Raw genomic sequence first — 14,507 nt, 5'->3', positions numbered from 1 at the left:
AAACCTCAAGTGCGCTTATCCCTTAGGATGAGCAGTCGTTTTTCTCATTAACGTTTGATTATCATATTGGTGTGAAGTCAGATGTGCTTGAAGCTGAGCCATAAAGTCCATCACGACTACCACAACGATGAGTAAAGAGGTACCACCCAAAGAGAATGGAATACCAAATGAACTCTGTAATACCATCGGCATTAAACAAATCACTGTGATATAAATCGCGCCAATAAAGGTCAAACGATTAAGAATATGATCTAAGTAACGAGCAGTTTGCTCACCTGGTCGAATTCCAGGCACATAAGCTCCGCTGCGTTTCAAGTTCTCTGAAACTTCTTTCGGACTAAATACCAGTGCCGTATAGAAGTAGCAGAAAAAGATAATTAACGCACCAAAGAGCACCAAATACAATGGCTGTCCAGGCGACAATACCAATGCCAAGTCTTGCAGACTTCGCTTGACAATCCCTGCACTCGGATCAGAACTTCCCACCCATTGACCTAAGCTCGCGGGGAACAAAAGCAATGAACTTGCAAAAATTGCGGGAATCACACCGGCCATATTAATTTTTAATGGCAAATGTGTCTGCTGTGCAGTAAATACACGACGACCTTGTTGTTTTTGAGCGTAATTGACTGGTATACGACGTTGTGCTTTTTCAATAAACACAATCGCTGCTAATACACCAATAGATAGAAGACCAAATACTACCAAGCCGATAAGACTGGTTTGGCCATTATCTACAGATGATAAAGACTGCATAATTAAATTTGGCAATCCTGCAACAATACCCGCGAAAATGATCATGGATATACCATTACCCACTCCACGTTCAGTAATTTGCTCACCTAACCACATTAAGAACATGGTACCTGCAACCAGTGAAGTTACTGCAGGAATATAAAAAGCAAGACCAGCGGTCAAAGTAATACCTTGACTAATAAGTCCTGCGCACATTCCAACAGACTGTACTAATGCAAGTAACAATGTGCCTTGTCGCGTATATTGATTAATCTTACGCTTACCCTGCTCGCCTTCTTTCTTTAAAGCTTCTAGCGAAGGAACAACCGTCGACATTAACTGCACGATAATTGAAGCAGAAATGTAAGGCATGATCCCTAAAGCAAGGATGGACATTCGCTCTAATGCACCACCCGAAAACATATTAAACAAACCAAGGATCGTGCCCTGGTTTGCATTAAAAAGGTTTTCAAGTGCGGCATTATTAATGCCTGGTACTGGAATATGTGCCCCTAGTCGAAAGACCATCAACGCCCCAATCAGGAACATCATTCGGCGAATAATTTCACGATATTTCACATGAAATGGCTGCCCTTTCATCATGTTAACATGACCTGAAGAACTAGGAGACATAGACACTAGCGATTACTCCTCGACTTTGCCGCCAGCAGCTTCAACAGCAGCTTTAGCGCCTTTAGTCAATGCAACACCTTGAACAGTGAATGCACGAGTAATTTCACCAGAAAGTACGATACGAGCACGAATCATATCTTTACGTACAACATTCGCTGCTTTTAAAGTTTCAAGTGAAACAACATCACCTTCAACTTTAGCAAGCTCTGACAAACGTACTTCAGCAGTTTTTAAAGCAATTTGGCTCGTAAAACCGAATTTAGGCAAACGACGATATAACGCAGTTTGACCACCTTCAAATCCTGGACGAGTACCACCGCTTTTACGTGAATTCTGACCTTTGACACCACGGCCACCAGTCTTACCAACGCCCGAACCAATACCACGGCCTAGACGAAGATTATCACGTTTTGCACCTTCAGCAGGTGCAAGCTCATTTAAACGCAGAGTCATGGCTTATTCCTCTACACTAACCATATAGTAAACTTTGTTGACCATACCACGGTTAGAAGGTGTATCTTGAACTTCTACAGTATGACCAATACGACGCAGACCTAGACCTTGTAGGCAAAGTTTGTGATTTTTCAAACGATGCGAAGAAGATTTAGTCTGGGTAACTTTAATCGTTTTCATGATTGATTACCCTTGAATTTGTGCTACTGAAAGACCACGTTTCGCAGCGACTTTCTCAGGAGAAGTCATATCACGCAAACCTTTAAAAGTTGCGTTAACTACGTTAGCAGCATTTGTAGAACCATAACATTTTGTTAATACGTTACGTACACCAACAGCCTCTAAAACTGCGCGCATAGCACCACCAGCGATTACACCAGTACCTTCAGATGCAGGCTGCATGTAAACACGGCTTGCACCATGACGAGCATTAATAGGGTGTTGAACAGTACCGTCAACAAGCTCAACAGTAATCATGTTGCGACGAGCAGCTTCAAGTGCTTTAGAAATAGCAGCTGGAACTTCACGTGCTTTACCACGACCAAAACCTACGCGACCATTACCATCACCTACCACAGTCAATGCTGTGAAAGAGAAGATACGACCACCTTTAACAACTTTGGCTACACGATCAACGGCAACCAGCTTTTCAACAAGACCTTCGTTTTGTTCAACTTTAGCCATGATTAGAACTCCAAGCCGTTTTCACGAGCAGCATCAGCCAAGGCTTTGATACGACCATGATATTTAAAACCAGAACGGTCAAATGCAACTTTAGTAACACCAGCTGCTTTAGCGCGTTCTGCGATTAGAGCACCTACTTTAGTTGCTGCATCAACGTTACCAGTTGTACCAGCACGTAAAGTAGCATCTAAAGTCGAAGCTTGCGCTAAAACTTTGCCACCATCTGCTGAGATAACTTGTGCATAGATGTGACGCGGAGTGCGGTTTACACACAAGCGAGTCGCACCCAATGCACGGATGTGCAAGCGTGTGCTTTTCGCACGACGCAAACGGGATTGTTTCTTTTCGTTCATAAGAACCTCGCGCCTTATTTCTTCTTAGCTTCTTTACGAAGAACAACTTCATCCGAATAACGAACACCTTTACCTTTATAAGGCTCTGGTTCACGATATGAACGGATATCTGCAGCTACTTGACCCAACATATGTTTGCTTGCTGATTTCAAAATGATTTCAGTAGCTGTTGGAGTTTCAGCAGTTACACCTTCAGGAAGTTTGTAATCGATAGGGTGTGAATAACCAAGGTTAAGGTGAACAACATCACCTTTAACCGCAGCTTTATAACCAACACCGATTAGTTGTAACTTACGTTCGAAGCCTTCACTAACACCCTTAACAAGGTTGTTAAGAACAGCGCGAGCTGTACCAGCTTGCATCCAAGCGTCTTTCGACTCTTTAACTGGAGCAACTTGAAGATTACCTTCTTCCTGTTTAAGCTCGACCAGCGCATGCAGGTTGAAAGACAAAGTACCTTTGCTGCCTTTCACTTCGACCTGCCGGCCGTTCTGAGTAACTGTTACGCCGTTAGGCACAGTTACTGGGGCTTTAGCCACACGAGACATGAGGAATCACCTATTAAGAAACAAAAGCAATAACTTCACCACCGATGCCCGCAGCACGTGCAGCGCGATCAGTCATGATGCCTTTGCTTGTAGAAACAATTGCAATACCTAAACCTTGCTTAACGCTTGGAAGTGCATCTTTACCGCGATACTGACGTAACCCTGGACGGCTTACGCGTTTCACAGTTTCGATAACTGGTTTGCCTTCAAAATATTTTAACGTAATCGTTAAAGTTGCTTTACCTTCAGCATCAGCAACTTCTACGTTAGAAATATAACCCTCTTGTTGAAGAACGTTAGCAATAGCTACCTTCAACTTAGAGTTGGGCATAGAAACGGTCTGTTTCTTTGCCATTTGTGCGTTACGAACACGGGTTAACATGTCGGCAACGGTATCTTGCATACTCATTTATAGTCGCTCCTTACCAGCTTGCCTTAACAACGCCCGGTACATCACCTTGCATTACTGTTTCACGTAGTTTGTTACGGCTTAGACCGAACTTACGGAAGTAACCATGAGGACGACCAGTTAAACCACAACGGTTACGAAGACGTACTGGAGACGCATTACGTGGTAATGCTTGTAACTTCAAAGTCGCTTCAAAACGCTCTTCGTCAGTTGCATTTACATTTGCAATCGTTGCTTTTAACTCAGCACGTTTTGCAGCAAATTTAGCAACTGTCTTTTCGCGTTTTAATTCGCGATTAATCATACTTCTCTTAGCCATATCGACCTCTTATTTGAACGGGAAGCCGAATGCACGCATAAGCGCACGGCCTTCGTCATCAGTACGAGCAGTCGTAGTAATGGTAATATCCATACCACGAATACGATCAATCTTATCGAAATCGATTTCAGGGAACATGATTTGTTCCTTCAAACCCATCGAATAGTTACCACGACCATCAAACGACTTCGCAGAAAAACCGCGGAAGTCACGAATACGTGGGATTGCGATCGCGATCAAACGGTCTAAGAATTCGTACATACGTTCGCCGCGTAAAGTAACTTTACAACCGATCGGCCAACCATCACGGATTTTAAAACCCGCAATCGATTTACGCGCTAATGTAAGAACTGGCTTTTGACCTGCAATTGCTTGCATATCAGAAAGAGCGCCATCTAACAATTTCTTGTCAGCTGATGCAGCACCAACGCCCATATTAATGGTAATTTTGGTAATGCGAGGAATTTCCATCACATTCTTAACGCCCAATTGCTCTAATAACTGAGCTTTAAGTTCGTCGTTATAACGTGTTTTAAGTCTGGCCATAGCCTAGTTCAACCTATTACTTCGCTACCGCCACTGATTCACCATTTGATTTGAATACGCGAGTTTTCACGCCTTCGGCATCAACTTGGTAACCAACACGGTCAGCCTTTTGGGTTGTAGCATTAAAAATTGCCACGTTTGAGATATGAAGCGTAGCTTCCTGAGTTACGATGCTGCCTTCAGCGCCAGTAGCTCGGTTCGGCTTTTGATGCTTCTTCACCAAATTAAGGCCTTCAACCTTAACTCGATCATTTGAAACAGACAAAACAGTTCCCTGTTTGCCTTTTTCTTTACCTGCGATCACAATAATTTGATCGCCTTTTTTAATCTTAGCCATGAGTGCCTCTTATAGAACTTCAGGAGCCAATGAAATGATTTTCATGAACTGTTCGGTACGAAGTTCACGAGTCACTGGTCCGAAAATACGAGTTGCAATCGGCGCTTTGTTGTTGTTCAAAATAACAGCAGCGTTATCATCGAAACGAATAACTGAACCATCTGAACGACGGATGCCGAATTTTGTACGTACAACTACAGCATTCATTACGTCGCCTTTTTTAACACGGCCACGCGGAATCGCTTCTTTTACAGTAACTTTAATAATATCGCCAACAGAAGCATAACGACGGTGTGAACCACCTAGTACTTTAATACATTGTACGCGGCGAGCACCACTGTTGTCTGCTACGTCGAGCATACTTTCGGTTTGAATCATTGCCCTACTCCAAAACCGAGCATCACCGGTCACAATTTCGAAAGGCTCAAAGAGTACTCGAAATTAACCGATGATGCAACAAGAACGTCTAATTACTCAGCAGCAGCTTCAATAACTTCCACTAAAGTCCAAGCTTTAGTTTTAGAAATTGGGCGGCTTTCTTTAATGGTTACAACATCGCCAGTTTTAGCAGTGTTATTCTCATCATGAGCGTGTAATTTAGTTGAACGGCGGATTGATTTGCCATACAACGGGTGTTGAACGCGGCGTTCAATAAGCACAACAATAGACTTGTCCATTTTGTCGCTTACGACCTTGCCGGTTAACGTGCGAACTGTTTGTTCACTCATTGTCCGTTCCCCTGTTTTTCGGTAAGGAGTGTCTTGATGCGAGCAATAGTTTTACGAGTAAGCGCAACTTCATGCGATTTACCCAATTGACCAGTTGCTTTCGCCATACGAAGACGGAATTGGTTAAGCTGTTGCTCATCAAGCAAAGCTGTCAACTCTTCTACCGATTTTTCACGTAGATCATTAGTTTTCATTACATTACCGTCCGAGTCACGATAGTGGTTTTAAACGGAAGCTTCGCAGCAGCAAGCGTAAATGCTTCACGCGCTAACTCTTCGCTTACACCATCCATTTCGTACAAGATTTTACCTGGTTTGATTTGGCAAACCCAGTATTCCACAGAACCTTTACCTTTACCCATACGTACTTCTAATGGTTTTTGAGTAATTGGTTTATCTGGGAAAACACGGATAAAGATCTTACCACCACGTTTTACACGACGGCTAATTGTACGACGCGCAGCTTCAATTTGACGCGCAGTCATTTGACCACGTTCAACTGCTTTAAGCGCAATAGAACCAAAAGATACAGTGCTACCACGATGCGCTAGACCAGTGTTACGGCCTTTTTGTACCTTACGGAATTTAGTACGTTTAGGTTGCAACATGGATTATTCTCCTTTTTCAGCAGAACGATCATTGCGACGACCACGACGCTCTTGACCTTCACCACGACCGCGACCACGTTTAGCTGGACGATCTTCAGCAGGAGCAGGGTTCATGACTTGTTTCATGCCACCTAAAATCTCACCACGGAAAATCCAAACTTTAACGCCAATCGTACCGTAAGTTGTTTCAGCACGCATAGTAGAGTAATCGATGTCTGCACGAAGTGTATGTAAAGGTACACGACCTTCACGATACCATTCAGTACGCGCAATCTCTGCACCACCTAAACGACCAGAAACTTCAACTTTGATACCTTTAGCACCAGCACGCATTGAGTTTTGAACCGCACGCTTCATAGCACGACGGAACATTACACGTTTCTCTAATTGAGAAGCAATTGCTTCAGCAACTAGACGAGCGTCTAAATCTGGGCGATCAATTTCGTTGATACTTACTTGTGCAGGAACACCCATAATAGATGTTAATTCACGCTGTAGTTTCTCAATGTCTTCGCCTTTTTTACCGATTACGATACCAGGACGAGCAGTGCTAATAGTAATTTTAGCAGCACCTGTTGGACGTTCGATAAGAATTTTGCTGATCATCGCATTTTTAAGTTTTTTAGTTAAAAACTCACGAACTTGAAGATCTTTAAGCAAATATTCAGCGTATTGTTTCGGACTCGCATACCAGTTAGCGTTATGACGTTTCACAACACCTAGGCGGATACCGATTGGATGAACCTTCTGACCCATATCAAACCCCTACCTTAACGGTGATGTGACAAGTACGCTTAGTAATACGATCTGCACGGCCTTTGGCACGTGGCATAATACGTTTCAGGCTAACGCCCTCATCAACGTAGATCGTAGAAACTTTAAGGTCGTCTACATCTAAACTGTTATTGTGTTCAGCGTTTGCAACTGCAGATTCCAATGCTTTTTTCACTATCGCTGCAGCTTTTTTATTGCTGAAGTTCAAGATATTTAAAGCGTGGGCAATAGATTTGCCACGGATTAAATCTGCAACCAAACGTGCTTTTTGTGCCGAGATAGCGGCACCGCGTAACTTAGCAGTAACTTCCATCATAGCACCTTAACGTTTAGATTTCTTATCAACACCGTGACCACGATAGGTACGAGTTGGCGCGAATTCACCGAGTTTATGACCAACCATATGCTCAGATACAATTACCGGAACATGGTTACGACCATTATGAACAGAAATTGTTAAACCAACAAAATCTGGGAGTATCATCGAACGACGCGACCAAGTTTTGATCGGCTTACGGTTATTAGCCGCGATAGCCGCTTCAACCTTAGCGAACAAGTGCGCATCGACGAATGGGCCTTTTTTCAGAGAACGAGGCATTGTCAGATTCCTTTACTTGTTACTTAACGCGACGGTCGCGAATAATCATCTTAGTCGTACGCTTGTTGGTACGTGTCTTGTACCCTTTCGCTTTTTGACCCCATGGGCTTACAGGTTGAATACCTTTATTACGCCCTTCACCACCACCATGTGGATGGTCAACTGGGTTCATCGCCATACCACGAACGGTAGGACGAATACCACGCCAGCGAGATGCACCTGCTTTACCAAGTGAACGAAGGTTGCTTTCTTGGTTAGAAACCTCACCAAGTACAGCACGACATTCAACGTGAATTTTACGCATTTCGCCAGAACGTAGACGAACAATAGCGTAAGAACCGTCACGACCCAACAGCTGAACCGAAGTACCAGCTGAACGAGCTAACTGCGCGCCTTTACCGATTTTAAGTTCGACGTTGTGAAGAGTAGAACCAATAGGCATGTTACGAAGTGGCAAGCAGTTACCTGGACGAATTGGAGCATCGTTACCAGATTGTACTTTATCACCAGCACGCAAACCTTTAGCTGCAATAATATAACGACGCTCACCATCAGCATACAAAACTAAAGCAATGTGTGCAGTACGGTTAGGATCGTATTCAATACGTTCTACAGTGGCTGGAATGCCATCTTTATTACGTTTGAAGTCAACAAGACGGTAGTTTTGTTTATGACCACCACCAACATGACGAGTTGTAATGTGACCGTTATTATTACGACCACCAGTACGTTTTTTAGCTTCAACCAACGGAGAGTACGGTGCGCCTTTATGAAGATGGTCGTGAACGACTTTCTCTACAAAGCGACGTCCTGGAGACGTTGGCTTACATTTTTGAATAGGCATAAATTTCGTCCTTATTCCGCTGCGCTTTCAGCGGTATCGCCCAAGTCAGCCATTTCAACATCTTGGCCAGCTTTCAGGGTGACGTATGCTTTTTTAACATCAGAACGACGTCCTAATGTTTTACCAAAGCGTTTAGTCTTACCTTTAGTAATAGTCGTGTTAACTTTAACAACGTCTACACCAAAGAGTTGTTCAACTGCTTTTTTGATTTCAAGTTTGTTTGCATCAATCGCAACTTTAAAAACTTGAACACCAGCAGCCTCACCTAAAGCTTGTGCTTTTTCTGAGAATACAGGTCCTTGTAGGACTTGATAGATACGTTCGTTGTTCATCCGAGTTCTACCTCAATTTTCTTAGCAGCAGCTACAGACATAACAACTTTATCGAACGCAATCAAGCTAACAGGATCAATTGCAGCAGCATCAACCACATCTACATGTGGAATGTTACGTGCAGCAAGGTATAGATTTTCATCTACAACATCCGTAACGATCAACGCGCGAGTTGCGTTTAAGTCGTTAAGCTTAGCAAGCAATTCTTTAGTTTTTGGAGCTTCAACAGAAAACTCTTCAACCAAAACCAAGCGATCTTGACGAACAAGTTCAGCTAGGATGCATTGCATAGCACCGCGGTACATTTTACGGTTTACTTTTTGAGACCAATCTTGTGGGCGCGCAGCAAAAGTTTTACCACCACCAACCCAGATCGGGCTACGAATAGAACCAGCACGTGCACGGCCCGTACCTTTTTGACGGAATGGTTTACGACCACCACCAGATACATCACCACGTGATTTCTGAGCTTTAGAACCCTGACGACCACCAGCTAAATAAGCTGTAACAACTTGGTGTACAAGAGCTTCATTGAACTCACGTCCAAAAGCAACTTCAGATAATTCAACAGCAGAACCGGAAACAGTATTTAAATTCACAATATTTCCCCTCAAGCCTTGATCGTAGGACGAACAGTAACGTCACCACCAGTCGCGCCAGGAATTGCACCTTTCACAACTAGGATTGAACGTTCAGTATCGATAGAAACAATTTCAAGACCTTGAACTGTTACGCGCTCAGCACCTAAATGGCCAGCCATTTTTTTGCCTTTGAACACGCGACCAGGTGTCTGGTTTTGACCAGTTGAACCTAGAGAACGGTGAGAAAGTGAGTTACCGTGAGTAGCATCTTGAGTACGGAAGTTCCAACGCTTAACACCACCTTGGAAACCCTTACCTTTAGACTGACCAGTTACGTCAACAACTTGACCAACTGTGAACAGTTCAACAGTAAGCGTACCGCCAACTTCACGACCTTCAAGATCAACTTCTGTAGCACGGAATTCTTGAACCAAACGACCAGCAGCAACACCCGCTTTAGCGAAGTGACCTTTCTGAGGGTTGGTTACGCGAGATTCGCGACGTTCACCAGTAGTGATTTGAATCGCTTGATAACCATCAGTTTCAAGCGTTTTGATTTGAGTGATGCGGTTAGGATCAACCTCAATCACTGTAACAGGTACAGAAACACCAGCATCTGTAAAGATACGGGTCATACCGCACTTGCGACCGACTAAACCAATAGCCATGTGCATAAACCTCTAAAAAAGCGGCCTAATTAACTTAATAACGTTAATTAACCGAAAGCCTTAACCCAATGCGATCTGAACATCAACACCAGCTGCTAGATCCAACTTCATCAACGCATCAACAGTTTTGTCTGTTGGTTGAACGATGTCGATCAAACGTTTATATGTGCGGATTTCATATTGGTCACGCGCATCTTTATTAACGTGTGGTGATGTTAAAACGTTAAAGCGTTCGATACGAGTAGGCATCGGGATAGGACCACACACTTGTGCGCCTGTACGCTTTGCTGTTTCTACGATCTCTTGAGAAGATTGATCAATCAGACGATGATCAAAAGACTTCAAACGGATACGAATTCTCTGGTTAGACATACCAGTTAACTCCAAGCCAAATATATAAAGAATCACCCTTGACGCATCTCACCCCACTATTAAGTAGGCAAGTGTCAAAGGCAGTGAAATATCACTAAGGTCATGATCGATGCCACGACTGTCACGATGCTAACTACTTTATTCGCAGCCAGCCCCTTTATTCAAGGGTCGCTCATTATAGCGATTGTTTAACGCTTAAGCAAATCTCTTTTCAACTTTTTGCTTATTTATCCTGTTAAATGGCTTATTAATTTGTTCAAAAATAAATCAACAATAATTATCTTGTAAAACATACTCTATTGCTCGATTCAGCAATAGATTTCCTGCATGAAAAGACGATTTAGGTGTAATTTTTAATTGTTGTTCGCTTTGTACATATTTACCTTTAAAGCTTTCCAACTCATCGTCATCATTTAGAAATAAGGTTAAACTTTCGGGAGTGATTTCTGGGTGGAACTGAAACCCCAAAACATTTTTCCCTATCTGATACATTTGATTTCGACAAACATCATTTTCTGCCAAATGAATTGCACCTTTGGGAATTTCAAAAGTTTCTCTATGCCAATGCATGACATTGAATTTCTCGGGTAATTGAAAACATTCTACAGCCTGCTGTTTGACTTTATGAACGTCCATCCAGCCCAGTTCTTGATTCTGATTGGTATTGACTGCGGCTCCAAGGGCATTGGCAATCAACTGTCCACCGAAACACAGCCCAATTGCAGGCTTACCCATTGACAAGTAGCGTCTTAACCAGCGTTTTTGAATTTTCAACCATGGAAAATTTGCTTCGTCGTTTACGCTCATCGTTCCCCCCATAATAATCAGCAAATCTACGTCGGTAACGCTTGGTAGTGCTTCTATTTCTAAAGGTTGATCCACAGGCAGGGCAAAAAATTCGGTTGCAGTAATGTGTGCCTGATGCTGTTTAAGAAATGAATAACAACTTCCAAATCCCTCACCTGCAATATGCTGAAAATAATGGACATTCAAATGTGACTTCATCTGCTCTCACCTATTGTTATGTTTTCGGGAGAACTTTGCAAAAATAGAGCCAATTTTTTAAATGGTATCTGATTTTATACATTTTAGCATGGGTATAGCCTAATCACTCCGTTTCTCTTAAGCTAAGACGCAATAATGAACAAATTAGAGCCAAATTTTGAAAAAGAATTTACAAACAGAACTCATTCATGCACCACGGCGAGCACCGCAATACATATCAACCGTACAACCTCCCTTGTTTCGTGCATCAACCATTATTTTCCCAAACACCCATGCACTGTTTAATCGCCATTGGACAGATGAATATGACTATAGTTATGGTACACACGGTACACCCACCACCTTTACTTTAGCGGACAATATTGCTCGTCTTGAAGGCGGAAAACATTGTCTCCTTGCACCGAGTGGATTATCTGCCATTAACCTCGTTAATGCGTGTTTTTTAAGTCAGGGCGATGAAGTCTGGGTAGCCGATAACATCTATGGTCCAAATATGGAGCATTTGCGCAATCTGGAAACCCGTTATGGGATTCAAGTTAAAGCCTACAATCCAATAGATGTGTCTACTTTTGAACCCACCTTAAAAGCAAAACTGATTTGGTTAGAAGCGGCAGGCTCTGTCACTCTAGAATTTCCAGACTTAATCAATCTGGTCAAAAAAGCCAAACAAGCGAATATTCTCACTGCACTGGATAATACGTGGGGTGCTGGACTCGCTTTTAATGCTTTTGATTTTTCTGAAGAACATTTGAGTGTTGATATTAGTGTGCATGCCCTAACCAAATATCCAAGTGGCGGTGGTGATATCTTAATGGGCTCAGTGGTGACGCAAGATCAGCATTTGCATCATCAATTATTTCGCATGCATGCCATTCAAGGTATTGCAATTTCGGCTGATGATGCAGCACAAGTACAACGCAGCTTAGCCTCTATGCAACTTCGTTATGAGCAACAATCGCGAAGTACAGTGCAATTATTAAAATGGCTCAAGCAACAACCACAGTTCATACAAATTCTGCATCCAGCAAATGAAAATTCTGCGGGTCATCACTATTGGAAAGAGATTTGCACGACAGATCAAAGCGCAGGTTTGGTCAGTGTTATTTTCAAACCTGAATATGATTTAAATGCTATTCGGAAATTTTGCGATTCACTTAATCTGTTCAAACTTGGATTTAGTTGGGGCGGCCCAGTGAGCTTGGTGATGTTATATAACTTAAAGGAAATGCGAACTTTAGAAAATACACATTTACAACAAGGTTTATTGGTTCGTTTTTGTATAGGACTAGAACATCCTGCCGATTTAATTCAAGATATAGAAAATGCACTAAAACAATTGAATATATAGTGACATCAATCATTCAAACACAAAAATAAAATAGGAATAAATATGGGCACACCAATCGTTATTGCCAAAAAAACGTCGAATACCCAACAAGAAATTGTTTTACATTCTCAGTTTGCCAATCGCCACGGTCTCATTGCGGGTGCAACAGGAACAGGGAAAACCGTAACCTTAAAAGTACTGGCGGAAAGTTTTTCTCGTCTTGGTGTACCTGTATTTTTAGCTGATGCAAAGGGGGATGTTTCAAGTCTTGCAAAAGCAGGCTCAAGCAGCCCTAAATTTGATGAACGACTGAAAGTTTTAAATTTAGAGCCTGTTGCTTTTACAGCATCACCCGTGGTGTTTTGGGATTTATTTGGGCAACAAGGTCACCCTATCCGCACTACAGTATCAGAAATTGGCCCGCTACTTTTAGCCCGTATGCTGAATTTAAATGACACCCAAGAAGGTGTACTTTCCGCTATTTTCCGTATTGCAGATGACCAAGGTTTATTACTGATTGATTTTAAAGATTTGAAATCAATGATCACCTATGTGGCTGAGCACACAACAGAATTTCAGGCTGAATATGGCAATTTGTCCCCCGCCAGTTTAGGTGCAATTCAGCGTAATTTATTGGCGCTGGCTGACCAAGGTGGTGAACAATTTTTTGGTGAGCCCAGTCTCAATATTTTAGATTTTATTCAAACAGATAGTGAAGGTCGAGGCTACATTAATTTATTAGCCGCAGATAAACTGATGAATACACCGAAACTGTATGCCACCTTTTTGTTATGGATGCTTTCAGAACTGTTTGAGCAATTACCAGAAGTGGGTGATATGGATAAACCGAAGTTGGTGTTCTTTTTCGATGAGGCACACTTACTGTTTGATAATGCCAGTAGCGCCTTACAAGAAAAAATTGAACAAGTGGTTCGTCTGATTCGCTCCAAAGGTGTCGGTATTTATTTCGTGACACAAAATCCACTCGATCTACCTGAAAGCGTACTAGGACAACTGGGAAATCGCATACAACATGCTTTGCGCGCCTTTACACCCAAAGACCAAAAAGCGGTGAAAACAGCAGCAGATACTTTTCGTGCTAACCCTGAGTTTAAAGTGGATGAAGCCATTACAGCACTGGGTGTCGGAGAAGCACTCATTAGCTGTTTAGATGAACAAGGTATTCCACAAATTGTAGAACGAGGTTGGGTTATGCCACCGTATTCATCGTTTAGTCCCATTAGCTTAGATGAACGTAAAGTCTTAATCAGTCAAAGTATTGTGGCAGGGATTTATGAACAAGCTGTCGACCGTGAAAGTGCTTATGAACTGTTACAGCAAAAAGTAGCCCAACGCCAACAGCAAGAAGTCGCTGAGCAAACAGCCAAACAACAAGCGAAAGAGCAAGAAATCATCAACAAACAACAAGCAAAAGAACAAGATACCCTAGCAAAACAACAACAGCGTGAGCAAGAACGCATTGCCCGTGAACAACAGAAAGAAGTTGAACAGGCTGCAAAAAAACGTGAAAAAATGACTCAAGATATTGTCGGGACATTTGCTAAAAGCGCAGCTCGTAGTTTAGGCGGCAGTACTGGACAAAAAATTGTTCGTGGCTTACTGGGTTCACTGTTTGGTAGAAAATAAACCACCC

Annotated in this window: 24 protein-coding genes and 1 pseudogene; 2 read left to right on the top strand and 23 right to left on the bottom strand. The window is 42.5% G+C overall.

The genetic code is table 11. The features are described from left to right. Positions 1–15 precede the first annotated feature (15 nt). From secY to H0S58_RS01765, 23 genes and pseudogenes are all read right to left on the bottom strand, one after another. On the bottom strand, positions 16–1,335 hold the full coding sequence (gene secY / locus H0S58_RS01875) for a preprotein translocase subunit SecY (RefSeq protein ID WP_171250376.1): 1,320 nt from the start codon (positions 1,333–1,335) through the stop codon (positions 16–18). Positions 1,336–1,380: 45 nt separating this feature from the next. After that, positions 1,381–1,821 (bottom strand): 50S ribosomal protein L15, encoded by a 441-nt coding sequence (gene rplO, locus H0S58_RS01870; RefSeq protein ID WP_053579518.1) that lies wholly within the window; start codon positions 1,819–1,821, stop codon positions 1,381–1,383. A gap of 3 nt (positions 1,822–1,824) precedes the next feature. Beyond that, on the bottom strand, positions 1,825–2,001 hold the full coding sequence (rpmD, locus tag H0S58_RS01865; RefSeq protein ID WP_003653652.1) for a 50S ribosomal protein L30: 177 nt from the start codon (positions 1,999–2,001) through the stop codon (positions 1,825–1,827). Positions 2,002–2,007: 6 nt separating this feature from the next. Next, the gene (gene rpsE, locus H0S58_RS01860; protein WP_053579517.1) at positions 2,008–2,505 is read right to left on the bottom strand and encodes a 30S ribosomal protein S5; all 498 of its coding nucleotides are present in this window, start codon (positions 2,503–2,505) and stop codon (positions 2,008–2,010) included. A 2-nt stretch (positions 2,506–2,507) separates the two neighbouring features. Continuing rightward, positions 2,508–2,858 (bottom strand): 50S ribosomal protein L18, encoded by a 351-nt coding sequence (rplR, locus tag H0S58_RS01855; RefSeq protein WP_053579516.1) that lies wholly within the window; start codon positions 2,856–2,858, stop codon positions 2,508–2,510. A 14-nt stretch (positions 2,859–2,872) separates the two neighbouring features. After that, positions 2,873–3,406 (bottom strand): 50S ribosomal protein L6, encoded by a 534-nt coding sequence (gene rplF / locus H0S58_RS01850; protein ID WP_092718592.1) that lies wholly within the window; start codon positions 3,404–3,406, stop codon positions 2,873–2,875. Between the two features lie 13 nt (positions 3,407–3,419). Next, the gene (gene rpsH / locus H0S58_RS01845; RefSeq protein WP_053579514.1) at positions 3,420–3,815 is read right to left on the bottom strand and encodes a 30S ribosomal protein S8; all 396 of its coding nucleotides are present in this window, start codon (positions 3,813–3,815) and stop codon (positions 3,420–3,422) included. 13 nt (positions 3,816–3,828) lie between these two features. Beyond that, positions 3,829–4,134 carry a 30S ribosomal protein S14 gene (rpsN, locus tag H0S58_RS01840; RefSeq protein ID WP_053579513.1) on the bottom strand — a complete coding sequence of 102 codons (306 nt, stop codon included), beginning with the start codon at positions 4,132–4,134 and terminating at the stop codon, positions 3,829–3,831. Positions 4,135–4,143: 9 nt separating this feature from the next. Continuing rightward, a complete protein-coding gene (gene rplE / locus H0S58_RS01835; RefSeq protein WP_053579512.1) occupies positions 4,144–4,680 on the bottom strand; it encodes a 50S ribosomal protein L5 in 537 nt (178 codons plus the stop codon). A 16-nt stretch (positions 4,681–4,696) separates the two neighbouring features. Then, the gene (gene rplX, locus H0S58_RS01830; protein WP_053579511.1) at positions 4,697–5,017 is read right to left on the bottom strand and encodes a 50S ribosomal protein L24; all 321 of its coding nucleotides are present in this window, start codon (positions 5,015–5,017) and stop codon (positions 4,697–4,699) included. 9 nt (positions 5,018–5,026) lie between these two features. After that, the gene (gene rplN / locus H0S58_RS01825; protein ID WP_053579510.1) at positions 5,027–5,395 is read right to left on the bottom strand and encodes a 50S ribosomal protein L14; all 369 of its coding nucleotides are present in this window, start codon (positions 5,393–5,395) and stop codon (positions 5,027–5,029) included. A gap of 92 nt (positions 5,396–5,487) precedes the next feature. Continuing rightward, positions 5,488–5,745, bottom strand: coding sequence for a 30S ribosomal protein S17 (gene rpsQ, locus H0S58_RS01820; RefSeq protein WP_004725698.1), 258 nt, complete (start codon positions 5,743–5,745; stop codon positions 5,488–5,490). Continuing rightward, positions 5,742–5,939, bottom strand: coding sequence for a 50S ribosomal protein L29 (gene rpmC, locus H0S58_RS01815; protein WP_005012982.1), 198 nt, complete (start codon positions 5,937–5,939; stop codon positions 5,742–5,744). Before rpmC ends, rpsQ begins: the two co-directional genes overlap by 4 nt. After that, positions 5,939–6,352 (bottom strand): 50S ribosomal protein L16, encoded by a 414-nt coding sequence (rplP, locus tag H0S58_RS01810; protein ID WP_053579509.1) that lies wholly within the window; start codon positions 6,350–6,352, stop codon positions 5,939–5,941. Before rplP ends, rpmC begins: the two co-directional genes overlap by 1 nt. Beyond that, positions 6,292–7,108 (bottom strand): annotated as a pseudogene (rpsC, locus tag H0S58_RS01805) (30S ribosomal protein S3). The gene rplP and the pseudogene rpsC overlap by 61 nt, the downstream one beginning before the upstream one ends. Position 7,109: 1 nt before the next feature. Then, positions 7,110–7,439, bottom strand: a complete 330-nt coding sequence (gene rplV / locus H0S58_RS01800; protein WP_053579507.1) for a 50S ribosomal protein L22 — start codon at positions 7,437–7,439, stop codon at positions 7,110–7,112. Positions 7,440–7,448: 9 nt separating this feature from the next. Further along, on the bottom strand, positions 7,449–7,724 hold the full coding sequence (gene rpsS / locus H0S58_RS01795; RefSeq protein WP_004281508.1) for a 30S ribosomal protein S19: 276 nt from the start codon (positions 7,722–7,724) through the stop codon (positions 7,449–7,451). Positions 7,725–7,743: 19 nt separating this feature from the next. After that, on the bottom strand, positions 7,744–8,568 hold the full coding sequence (gene rplB, locus H0S58_RS01790) for a 50S ribosomal protein L2 (protein WP_053579506.1): 825 nt from the start codon (positions 8,566–8,568) through the stop codon (positions 7,744–7,746). An 11-nt stretch (positions 8,569–8,579) separates the two neighbouring features. Next, positions 8,580–8,900 carry a 50S ribosomal protein L23 gene (gene rplW / locus H0S58_RS01785; RefSeq protein ID WP_053579505.1) on the bottom strand — a complete coding sequence of 107 codons (321 nt, stop codon included), beginning with the start codon at positions 8,898–8,900 and terminating at the stop codon, positions 8,580–8,582. Beyond that, positions 8,897–9,499 (bottom strand): 50S ribosomal protein L4, encoded by a 603-nt coding sequence (gene rplD, locus H0S58_RS01780; RefSeq protein WP_053579504.1) that lies wholly within the window; start codon positions 9,497–9,499, stop codon positions 8,897–8,899. Before rplD ends, rplW begins: the two co-directional genes overlap by 4 nt. An 11-nt stretch (positions 9,500–9,510) precedes the next feature. Further along, entirely contained in the window at positions 9,511–10,149 is a 639-nt protein-coding gene (rplC, locus tag H0S58_RS01775; protein WP_053579503.1) for a 50S ribosomal protein L3, read from the bottom strand. A gap of 60 nt (positions 10,150–10,209) precedes the next feature. Then, positions 10,210–10,521 (bottom strand): 30S ribosomal protein S10, encoded by a 312-nt coding sequence (gene rpsJ, locus H0S58_RS01770; protein ID WP_004725677.1) that lies wholly within the window; start codon positions 10,519–10,521, stop codon positions 10,210–10,212. Positions 10,522–10,788: 267 nt separating this feature from the next. Then, on the bottom strand, positions 10,789–11,526 hold the full coding sequence (locus tag H0S58_RS01765; protein WP_195726977.1) for a type 1 glutamine amidotransferase: 738 nt from the start codon (positions 11,524–11,526) through the stop codon (positions 10,789–10,791). Between the two features lie 157 nt (positions 11,527–11,683). Between H0S58_RS01765 and H0S58_RS01760 the strand changes: the two genes are divergently transcribed. Further along, positions 11,684–12,874 (top strand): PLP-dependent transferase, encoded by a 1,191-nt coding sequence (locus tag H0S58_RS01760; RefSeq protein WP_195726976.1) that lies wholly within the window; start codon positions 11,684–11,686, stop codon positions 12,872–12,874. A 42-nt stretch (positions 12,875–12,916) separates the two neighbouring features. Further along, on the top strand, positions 12,917–14,500 hold the full coding sequence (locus H0S58_RS01755) for a helicase HerA-like domain-containing protein (RefSeq protein WP_195726975.1): 1,584 nt from the start codon (positions 12,917–12,919) through the stop codon (positions 14,498–14,500). Positions 14,501–14,507 lie beyond the last annotated feature (7 nt).

The organism is Acinetobacter sp. TTH0-4, assembly GCF_015602665.1.
Classification (GTDB): Bacteria; Pseudomonadota; Gammaproteobacteria; order Pseudomonadales; family Moraxellaceae; genus Acinetobacter; species Acinetobacter albensis.
Note: the sequence above shows the minus strand (reverse complement) of the source record. Positions and strands in the feature narration are given on the sequence as shown.